Source organism: Sphingobium sp. B8D3A, assembly GCF_025961995.1.
GTDB lineage: Bacteria > Pseudomonadota > Alphaproteobacteria > Sphingomonadales > Sphingomonadaceae > Sphingobium.
In genome coordinates this window covers 724,974-735,116 of sequence record NZ_JAOQOS010000001.1, presented here as the reverse complement: position 1 = coordinate 735,116, position 10,143 = coordinate 724,974, and the positions used below count along the sequence as shown (strand labels likewise).

Sequence of the window (10,143 nt, the reverse complement as noted above, 5' to 3'; positions counted from 1 at the left end):
CCATGCGCCATCCCAGCGCCCCCGGCCTCGTCGCGACGTACAGGATCCAGCTGCGGAACGGCGTCGATCTGGAGGCGGTCCGCGCGCGCATTCCCTGGCTGCAGGCGCTGGGCATCAGCCATATCTACCTCTCGCCGCTGTTCAGCGCCGCGACGGGCTCAACCCATGGCTATGACGTGACCGATCCCAATCGGGTCGATCCGGTGCTCGGCGGTGAGGAGGCCTTTCGCGCGCTGAGCGACGCGGCGCGGGCCGCCGGGCTCGGCATCATATTGGACATCGTGCCCAACCATATGGCGTTCACGCCGGAAAATCCCTTCATCGCCGATATCATGCGGCACGGGCAGGAGAGCCGTTTTGCGCCCCTGTTCGATATCGACTGGGACCGTGGCCCGCTGCAATTCCCGGTTCTGGACGGGACGCCGGCCGATCTTCTGGACGCGGCGCAGCTGGCCTTCTCGCTCATCGGCAATGATCCGACCCTGCGCGTCTACGACAAGCATTACCCCCTGCGCGCAACACCGCTGACGGAGCGGCTGGCGGGCGGAGAAGGCTTGGACGAAGGCCTGCTGGCGCAGCTGCTCGATGAACAGCATTGGCAGATCGGCCATTGGCAGGATGATGGCGGCGACATTGTCCACCGGCGCTTCTTCAACGTCACCGATCTGATCGGGGTGCGACAGGAAGACCCCGAGGTCTTCGAGTTCACCCATCGCTGGATTGTGGAGCAGGTTCGAGCCGGGCGCGTCCAGGGCGTCCGCGTCGACCATATCGATGGGCTGGCCCGCCCGCTCAGCTACCTCCGCCGGCTACGCGAGGCGCTGGGCTTCATCCCCATCTGGGTGGAGAAGATCGTCAAGGAAGGCGAGCCGCTGGCGCCGGGCTGGCCGGTCGAGGGCATGAGCGGCTATGAGTTCATGGCGCCGGTCACCCAATTGCTGACCCCGCCGGAAGGGCTGGATGCCTTGGCAGCCGCAGCGCGCGCGCATGTGCCGACGGACTATGCCCTTGAGGTGCGCGGCGTCCGCCGGACGATGCTGTACACCGTCTTTACGCCCGAGCTCGACCGGGTGACCGATGCGGCCATCATGGCGCTGGCCGGATCGCCCGTCGCAGCGCCGGAGGTGCGCGCGGCCATCGTGCAGCTTGCGATGCACTGGCCGGTCTATCGCTCCTACGCCGCCGACGTGATGCCGCCGGGCGACCTTTGCGCGCAGGCTCTCGCCGGTGCGCGTGGCGATCCGCACCCAAGCGGTATGCTGGGGCCCGTGTTCAGTCTGCTGTCTGCCCCGGACGATCCGCTGGCGCGCGCCTTTGCAGCCCGATTCGAGCAGCTGACCGGCGCGCTCACCGCGAAGTCCGAGGAGGATACCGTCTTCTATCGGTCCATCGCCTATCTGCCATATTGCGAGGTGGGCGCCGCCCCAGACCTCCAGCCGATCGACCTTGAGCGCTTTGCCGCGCGCATGAACGACCGTGCATCCGAGACCCCCTGCGCGCTCAATGCCCTCTCTACCCATGACACCAAGCGCTCGGCTGATGCCAGGGCCGCGATCATCGCCTTGGCCGCCTTCCCGGAGCTGGGCGCGCGCCTCTACGGGGAGGCACTGGCACAGGCGCAGGATCGGGCATTGCCGCCGCGCTGGGGCATCTATGCCATCCAATGCGCGCTGATGATGCTCGATCAGCCGGATGCCGCGCAACGCATTGCGGACCACATGGCCAAGGCCATGCGCGAGGCGAAGCTTGAATCCAGCTATGAGGAGCCGGCGCTTGAGATTGAAAACGGCGTGACCGAGCTTGCGCTGTCCCTGAGAGCCTCGCTTGAGAACGGGGCGTTGTGGTCGGACGACGAGCGACAGGCGTTCCTGCAGACATGGGAAGCGCTCATGCTGGCGCAGACCGCCCTCCAGATCACCGCGCCCGGAGTGCCGGACATCTATCAGGGCACCGAAATCGTCGCGATTGCCCTGACCGACCCGGACAATCGCCGAGCCGTCAACTGGGACGCGATGGCCTCCGGCCCCGCCGGGCGCGATGCCCGCAAGCTAAAGCTGACACAGGACCTGCTCGCGCGCCGCCGGGAGGATGCGGAACTGTTCGCCATGGGCAGCTATCGACTGGAGCGAACGCCGGAAGGGCTGCGCGTCACCCGGACATGGCAAAACCGCGCGGTGACCATCGACATTCCCCTGCCCGACCGGATTGCCGGCCCCCATGCTGCGCAAGGCGAGCATGATCGACCCCACGAAACGCAAGGAACCCAATATGGACGATGACCAGTATCAGACGATCAGCAAGCGGGCCTATGAGCTGTGGGAAGCCGAAGGCCGACCCCATGGGCGTGACCGCGAGCATTGGGAGCAGGTGGAACAGGAAGTCCTGAGCCAGCAGCAACAGCAGGCTGCCTCCCCTGCCGATGATGCTGACCTATCCTTGCCGCAGGAGCAGAGCGAAACGATGGCGGCCGCCAGTTCCCCGGCTTCGACGGCGCTGCCGGCCAAAAAGGCATCGGCAGCTGGCCGCGCGAAGAAAGCCAAAACACCCTGAGGCCGGGCGCTGTGCCTGACGATGAGATTCTAGCCCTGGCGCACGCGGCAGGGCTCGCGATCCATTGGAAGGATGCCGACGGGCTCGCGCATAGCGTGTCGCAGAACACGCTTCGAGCGGTCCTGCAGGCACTGGGCTATGCCGCCGAGACGGATGCGCAGCGGGCGGAGGCTTGGGGCAAACTGACTGAAGAGGCCGCGCGGAATCCGGAATTTCTGAGTGCGGATGCCGGCCAGCCCGTCCCTCTGCCGGATCGTCTGGCGGCTGAAGCCTTTGCAGAGGTCGTCTATGAAGACGGCAGCGCAGGCCGTCTCGTTATCCACGCGGGGCAACTGCCGGCCTTCTCCGCAATCGGCTATCATCGGGTCGACATCGCAGGCCATGTCTTTACCTTGGCGGTGGCGCCGACCCGATGCTGCGAGCTGGCAGACCCAGCGATTTGGGGGCCAGCGATCCAGATACCCTCGCTGCGCAGCGATGGGATGTATGGCACCTTCGAAGATGTGCGCGTGGCGGGCCTCGGCTTTGCAAAGCAAGGTGCCGATCTGCTGGCGATCAGTCCAGTCCATGCGCTGGTGCCGGGTTCCGCTCGCCATTTCAGCCCCTATGCGCCGTCCAGCCGCACCTATCTCAACACCCTGCTGGCCAATGCGCCTGCTTCGCCGCCTGATCATGCCGATGATGATCTGATCGACTGGACCGCAGCCAGGGATGCGGCGCTTCTCAAGCAGCGCGCCGCCTTCGCGGCGCTCGACGAGGAGGCCCAGCGTGCAATCTGGAGCGACGCGCAATCCGATCCGGCCCTGATCCGCCACGCGCTATTCGACGCGCTCTCCATCGAGTTTCGCGGCCGCCCCTGGCAGCGCTGGCCGGCCGCGTTTCAAAACCCGCAAAGCCCGGCCGTCGACCATTTCGCCCGGAGCCACTGGGAGGAGGTTGCGGTTCACATTCTGGCGCAGACCCAGACCGACCGGATCCTGGGCAAAGTGCAAGCCTCGGCGCGCCAGGCGGGGATGCGCATCGGCCTGATCGCCGACCTCGCCGTGGGGGTCGATCCCGGAGGGAGCGACGTCTGGAGCGATCCGGATGGCTTTCTCCGCGGCTTGACCATCGGCGCCCCGCCCGATCCGCTCGGTCCCGACGGGCAGAATTGGGGCCTTACCACCTATTCGCCGCACGCCCTGCGCGCGCAGGGGTTCCGCCCGTGGATTCGGATGATCCGGGCGGCCCTGCGCCATGCCGGCGGCCTCCGCATCGATCATGCGTTCGGACTACGCCGCTTGTGGGTCATCCCCGACGGCGCGCCCAGCACGGAGGGCGTCTATCTCGACTATCCGTTCGCCGATCTGCTGCGAATCCTGGCCATCGAAAGTCATCGCAGTCGGGCGTTCATCATTGCCGAAGATCTTGGGACCGCGCCCGAGAGCTTCATGGAGGTCATGGCCGCGCGAGGCATATTGGGCATGAGCGTGCTGTGGTTCGAGCGGGACGCCCACGGCAAATTCGCCGCCGCCTCGGCCTATCGCCCGCACAGCGTCGCGATGACCGGCACCCACGACACGCCCACCGTCGCCGGCTGGTGGCGCGCGCGCGATCTGGAATGGCGGCAGAGCCTGCAGCCCGAGACGCCCGCAGACCATGACCGGCGCGCCGAGGAGCGCGAGCATCTGTGGAACCTGCTGGCCGGCGCGCCCGAGGCGCTTGCCAGCGTCTCGACGGACAGCGTGGTCGACGCAGCCCTCGCCCACATCGCCCAGGCGCCGACGCCGGTGAAGATCATCTCGATCGAGGATCTGCTGGGCCTGGAGGAACAGCCCAACCTTCCCGGCACGCTCGACGAGCACCCCAATTGGCGCCGCCGCCTGCCCGCCCCGATCGACGCCCTGCTCCGACGACCGGAGGTCGCGCGCCGCACGAAGATGCTGCGCGATCTTTGCGGGCGCAAGGCGGACACGTCCGTCGATGTCCCCATGGCGACCTGATGAAATTCGGGGGTAGCGACCCCATATAGGACTTATCGCAGACACAGATGCGGGAGCAGGCGAGCATGGCCAATGGCTGGGCGCCCGACGGCGCCGTTCAGGATCAAATCGACGACAGCGTGAAAGACGCTCTGGCAACCGCCCGGGCGCGGATGCCATCGGGCCCCGGCACCCTGGCGTGCGAGGAATGCGGCGAGGAAATCCCCGAGGCGCGCAGAAAGGCGCTGCCTGGCGCGCGGACCTGCGTCGCCTGCCAGTCGGCGCGCGACAGGCGCCCGTCATTTTCCGCCATCAACCGGCGCGGCAGCAAGGACAGCCAGTTGCGGTGAGGCCGCCGGCATGACGATGCTCGACCTGTTCGATACGCCCATTGTGCCCGGCCTGACCGCCCGCTCAAACATCATCGATGCCCGGGAGGAAGCCGCGCTGATCGAGCGGATCGACGCACTGGACCTGGCGCCGTTCCGGTTCCAGCAGTGGACCGGCAAGCGCCTCACCCACTCTTTTGGATGGCGCTACGATTTCGAGACCGGCAGCTTCGGGACGACCGACGCCATACCCGACTGGCTGCTCCCGCTCAGAGCCCGCGCCGCCCGCTTTGCAGGGCTCGCCGCTGACGATCTCGTTCAGTCGCTGCTGACCCGCTATGATGCGGGGGCCGGTATCGGCTGGCACAGGGATCGGCCGGTGTTCGAGCATGTCGTGGGCATTTCGCTCGGCAGCGATGCGGTGCTGCGGCTGCGCCGGCGCCATGCGGGCGGCTTCGAGCGCGCGAAGCTCGAACTGGCGCCGCGATCGGTCTACCATCTGAGCGGCGAGGTCCGGCACGACTGGGAACACAGCATCGCGCCGATGACACAGCCGCGCTGGTCGATCACCTTCCGCAGCCTATCCGACAAAGGGCGCCGAGGCTGAGCCAGCCTCCCGAAGCTAGCGCAGGTCAACGCGCATCGCTCTCCCAGCCGCCGCCCAGCACCTGATACAGGGTGATCAGGGCGTTGAGCTGATCGGCACGCAGTTGCACCAGCGCAAGGTCGGCGGAGAGCAGGGCGCGCTGTGCATCGAGTTCTTCCAGATAACTGCTGTAGCCGGCGCGATAGCGGTTGGTGGCGTGGCGCAACGCGTCGGCAATGGCGGCCCTTTGCGCCTCAGCGCTCGCGCGTTGCTGGCGGAGGCTGGCGACATTGCCCAGCGCATTCTCCACTTCGCCAAACGCCGTCAGGGCCGTCTTGCGATAGGCAAAGGCGGCCTGATCGCGGCGGGCGGCCGCCGTTTCCACGCCGGCGCGCAAGCGCCCGCCCTCGAACAAGGGCGCCAGCACGCTGCCGCCGACGGACCAGATCGTCACCGGGTTCGCCAGCGCGCTGCTGAAGATCGCGCCCGCCGCAGCAGACAGGCGAAGGCTCGGCAGGAACTGCTTGCGCGCGGCTGACAGGGTGGAATCCGATGCGGCCAGAGCGAACTCTGCCTGCGCGATGTCGGGCCGGCGGCGCAGCAGCTCGGACGGCAGCCCCTGGTCGGGCACGGGCGGCGCGACGAGGGCGTCGAGCGATCCGCCGCGCTGGATCACGCCCGGCCCATCCCCTGTCAACAGGCGCAGGGCATTCTCCTGCCGCAGGATCGCCAGATCGACCTGCGGGAGGATGATGGCTGCGGCCTGATATTCCGCCTCGGCCTGGCGCAACTCCAGCTGGGAGGTGTAGCCGGCCTCGGCGCGGGAGCGGGCGATGCGAAGGCTTTCGGCCCGTGCCGTGATCGTCCGGCGGACGACGTCGCGACGCGCATCGAGGGCCAGCAGCGTGATGTAGCCCGATGCCGTGGCCGCGCCGACCGAAAGCGCCGTCGCATCACGGGCGGCCTGACTGGCCAACCAGGCCGATCTCGCCGCCGATGTCTGATCGTCGATCCTGCCGAACAGATCGAGTTCATAAGCCACCTGCAGCGCAGGCTGGGCGCTGGTGCCCTCTGTCGCCTGGCCGAACGGGTTGAGCGATCGGCCGTGGGAGCCGGCGGCGGTCGCATCCAGCGTGGGGAAAAGCTGCGCGCGCGCCAGCCGCTCCTGCGCCCGCGCTTCGCGGACCCGCGCGGCAGCGATAGCAATGTCGACATTGTTGGCGATCGCGGTCTCAACCAGCTGCGTCAGCGCGGGATCATTGAATGCCCGCCACCAGCCGGCATCGACCTCTCCGTCCCCCACCACGGCATTTTGCCAGCCGGCAGGCGGCGCCACGGTGGCCGAGGAGGGCAGCGGCGTCGGGGGCGCCATGCAGCCGGACAGGCACGCGACGCCCAGCAAGGCGATGGCCGGCCGCATCACCTGTGCCCTGCCGTATCGACCCTGGCCTGGACGGACATGCCCGGCCTCAGCCGCGCATAGAGGGGGTCCTTGGCATCCGGCGCGATCCGCACCGTGATCCGTTGCGGCACCTTCACAAAATTGCCGGTGGCATTGTCGGATCGGATGACCTGAAACTCATTGCCGGCGGCGGGCGCCAGCCGCTCGACCCTGCCGTGGATGACAGCCCCGTCCAGTGCGTCGACCCGCAGCCGCACGGTCTGGCCCGGCGCCATATGGGCCGTCTGCGCTTCCTTGAAGTTCGCCGCCACCCAGACGAAGGGCGGCACGAGGAATGTCAGCTGCGAGCCGGCCGTGACATATTGCCCCAGCCGCACGCCCACCTCACCCAGCCGCCCATCCTGCGGGGCGCGAATGATCGTGTTGGCGAGATCGATCTCCGCGAGGCGCAGCGCCGCTTGGGCCGCATCGACATTGGCGCGCAGGCCACCGCGCCCGACCGTCACGGTGCGGACCTGCTCGCTCGCCACCTGCTGCTGCGCCTGCGCCTGCAGCACGGCCGCTTCCGCCTGCCGCAACGCCGCCAGAGTCTGGTCCCGCTCGCGCAGGGAGACCGACCCCTGGCTGACGAGATCATTCACCCGGCGCATATCGGCCTGCGCGCGCGCCAGTTGCGCCTTGGCGTTGGCCACGCTGGCGGCTTGCCCGGCAAGCTGCGCCTGGCTCGACGCTTCGCTCTGGCTGCTATTGGCGAGGTTGGCGCGCTGCGTGGCAAGTTGGGCCTGCGCCTGCGCCACTCTCTGGCGATAGATCCGGTCGTCGATCCGCGCGAGGACCTGCCCTTTGCGGACCTGCTCATAATCCTGAACCTGCACCTCCACCACATAGCCGTTCACCTGCGGCGCGATGACCGTGGTCTGGCCGCGCACATAGGCATTGTCCGTCGTCTGAACAGCCGAGGAAAAAGGCGGCAGGCCCCAAGCGTAAAGCACGATGAGAATGCCGACGACGATGAACAGCACGGCCAGCAGCGTGACCCTGCGGCCGGCTTGCGGGGGCGCCCAGCCGCGTTTCGGCGCGCTGGCCACGGGGGTGGTGTCATTGGGCACTTCCACCGGATCTTCCAGACGGTCGGTCCGGTTCGATGGGCGCGGATGTTCGGCGGAGGTGTCACTCATGATTGGGCCCTGGTCCTCATTGCCGCCAAGGCCGCAAGCTCTTCGGCCAGGGGGGTAATGCCTTTGCGACGATAATAGATCCACCGCGCGCCAAGGTACACAAAGGCGAGCGTGGCCAGCGCACCGACCAGCATGAACACGTCGTTGAACGCCAGGATATTGGCCTCCCGCGCGACCTGCTGGGAGAGGAGGATGCTGCCCTCCGCCTGACGCAAGGCCGGATCGCCCAGCGTCCGTGCATAGGCGCCGCCCAGCTGCTGGATGCGCTGCGCCACCTGCGGATCGGTGCCGACGAGCGACTGGACCAGCATTTCAGAATGGAAGCGCTCGCGAATGATCTGGAAGCTGCCCAGCAGAGCCGCCCCGCCGATGCCGCCCAATTGCTGCGAAATGCCGAACACGGCCGAAAAGCTGACGATATGGCTCGGCCCCTTGGCGAGCGCCTGCAGGATGCCGGCCATGAGCGTTGGCCCCATGAAGTAGATCGCGGCGAAGGAAATCATCGCCTGGGTCACATAAAGCTGCGCCGGGCGCGTGAGATTGCTGGACTGGGTGTCGAAGAACGCCGCGATGGCGATGAGCGCGCAGGAGATAATCACGGGTTTGAGCAGGTCCGTCGGCTTGAGCGTTTTCAGGCTGACCGCCAGCCCGAATATGGTCGCCAGAGTGACCACCGTGTAGAAACCGATCAGCTGGTCCTGCCCCATGCCGAGCACGGTCAGCAGGCCGCTGGCGCCGACATTCTGCTCGCCGAGCAACACACGCATGCTGGCGGCGATGACGGCGAACCGGATGATCGCCGCGCTGCCCATCCAACGCGTGTTGAGCAGCGGATTGGCGCGGTTGTGCTCCACGATCACCGCCGCGCCGATCAGCAGGATCGCGCCGGCCAGCGCATAGCCCAGCCACTGCGTCGACCACCAGACGATGCGCCCCTGCACGAGCACGGCGGAGAGCAGGGCTATGCCGGGGGCGAACAAGGCGAAGGTCAGGAAATCCAGCGGCTCGAAGGCGTCGATGCGCTCGCTTGGCGGCAGGCGCAGCAGCCACACCCCGGCGAGGCAGAGCAATGTGAGGCCGAACTCGAACAGGTACAGGTTCTGCACATCGCCATGGATGAGCAATGCCGGGGAGATCACCCGGGCAAGCGGAGTCGCGATCTGCGAGACGCCGACGCCCAGCACCAGCCCGCCCAGCCGCGCCTCAGCCTTCATCGATTGCATGATGTAGAACAGCGCCATCGTGGACAGGCCGCTTGCGACGATGCCGCTGCCCGCGCGCACAAAGAGTTCCAGACCATAGCTGTGCACGAAGAGTTGCAGCGTGTTGAGCACGAGAAAGCCGATCAGCACGATCCGCACAAAGCGCTGGATGCCGAATTGCTGGCGGAACTTGATGAGCAGCAGGCTCATGCAGACATTGGTCATCGTATAGGCGGCGGTCAGCCAGCCGGCCTCCACGCTGGTCAGCCCGAGCGCACCCTGGATCTGGGGCAGGTTCGCCATCAGCAGGCCATTGATAAAACCACCCGTGAGGCCGAGCAGCACGCCGATCAGCAAATATCCCAGACGGCGCCGGCCTGGGTGGTAGGGCGTCGCCGGAGACCCCGGCATCATCGGCCGCTCGTGCGGCTCGAACTGATATTCCGACTCTTCAGACCGTCTGCTCAACCACGGGCCTTTCCATGCCAGCCTCTATCCTCGGACGGATATCTGAAGACTGCAATGCAAAGTGTTCAGCGCGCGGATCGTTCCAGGGATGGGCGGTCTGTCGGCCAGTCCAGCGCGCTGCGGCCCCAGACCTGCGCGATTCATATGCAAATACTATGCGGATCGCCTTTCCTGTCTCTCGAATTCAAATGCAGCTCTGCCTTATTTGACCTGCGGCACATGATTCGGCGCCGCATCTCCTGCGGTCTCCGACGTCGTGCAGGAGAACGATCATGCAGGATATGCTCTGGTTGGGGCTCACCCTCGGCTTGCTGGCCACAACGCTCGGTTACGCAGCGCTGTGCGACAAGGCGTAGGGAGGCGGCCATGACTATCGACCATTGGCTGGCCGCTGCGACCGCGGTCGGCCTGCTCTTCTATCTGGTGGCCGTGCTCGCACGCCCCGAACGCTTCTGATCGGGGAGCGA

The 10,143-nt window shown here is 67.0% G+C and carries 9 protein-coding genes; 6 read left to right on the top strand and 3 right to left on the bottom strand.

Annotated features, from left to right (window positions below):
* Positions 1–2 precede the first annotated feature (2 nt).
* From treY to M2342_RS03355, 5 genes are all read left to right on the top strand, one after another.
* Positions 3–2,279: a malto-oligosyltrehalose synthase gene (gene treY / locus M2342_RS03375; protein WP_264578032.1), complete on the top strand. Its 2,277-nt coding sequence runs from the start codon at positions 3–5 to the stop codon at positions 2,277–2,279.
* On the top strand, positions 2,218–2,550 hold the full coding sequence (locus tag M2342_RS03370) for a DUF2934 domain-containing protein (protein WP_264578031.1): 333 nt from the start codon (positions 2,218–2,220) through the stop codon (positions 2,548–2,550). Before treY ends, M2342_RS03370 begins: the two co-directional genes overlap by 62 nt.
* 11 nt (positions 2,551–2,561) lie before the next feature.
* On the top strand, positions 2,562–4,532 hold the full coding sequence (gene malQ, locus M2342_RS03365; protein ID WP_264578030.1) for a 4-alpha-glucanotransferase: 1,971 nt from the start codon (positions 2,562–2,564) through the stop codon (positions 4,530–4,532).
* Between the two features lie 65 nt (positions 4,533–4,597).
* Positions 4,598–4,861 (top strand): DksA/TraR family C4-type zinc finger protein, encoded by a 264-nt coding sequence (locus M2342_RS03360; protein WP_264571358.1) that lies wholly within the window; start codon positions 4,598–4,600, stop codon positions 4,859–4,861.
* Positions 4,862–4,877: 16 nt separating this feature from the next.
* Complete coding sequence (locus M2342_RS03355) at positions 4,878–5,447, top strand: alpha-ketoglutarate-dependent dioxygenase AlkB (RefSeq protein WP_264579976.1); 570 nt, start codon at positions 4,878–4,880, stop codon at positions 5,445–5,447.
* Positions 5,448–5,472: 25 nt separating this feature from the next.
* On the opposite strand, the gene M2342_RS03350 is transcribed toward M2342_RS03355, so the two are convergent.
* Genes M2342_RS03350 through M2342_RS03340 form a run of 3 tightly spaced genes read right to left on the bottom strand, consistent with a single transcriptional unit; the run spans position 5,473 to position 9,676 of the window.
* Entirely contained in the window at positions 5,473–6,846 is a 1,374-nt protein-coding gene (locus M2342_RS03350; protein WP_264578029.1) for an efflux transporter outer membrane subunit, read from the bottom strand.
* Positions 6,846–8,006, bottom strand: coding sequence for an HlyD family secretion protein (locus M2342_RS03345; protein ID WP_264578028.1), 1,161 nt, complete (start codon positions 8,004–8,006; stop codon positions 6,846–6,848). The genes M2342_RS03350 and M2342_RS03345 overlap by 1 nt, the downstream gene beginning before the upstream one ends.
* On the bottom strand, positions 8,003–9,676 hold the full coding sequence (locus tag M2342_RS03340) for an MFS transporter (RefSeq protein ID WP_264578027.1): 1,674 nt from the start codon (positions 9,674–9,676) through the stop codon (positions 8,003–8,005). The genes M2342_RS03345 and M2342_RS03340 overlap by 4 nt, the downstream gene beginning before the upstream one ends.
* 366 nt (positions 9,677–10,042) lie before the next feature.
* Here M2342_RS03340 and M2342_RS03335 point away from each other — a divergent pair, with 366 nt between their 5' ends.
* The gene (locus M2342_RS03335) at positions 10,043–10,132 is read left to right on the top strand and encodes a potassium-transporting ATPase subunit F (protein ID WP_181560703.1); all 90 of its coding nucleotides are present in this window, start codon (positions 10,043–10,045) and stop codon (positions 10,130–10,132) included.
* The last annotated feature ends 11 nt before the right edge of the window (positions 10,133–10,143 follow it).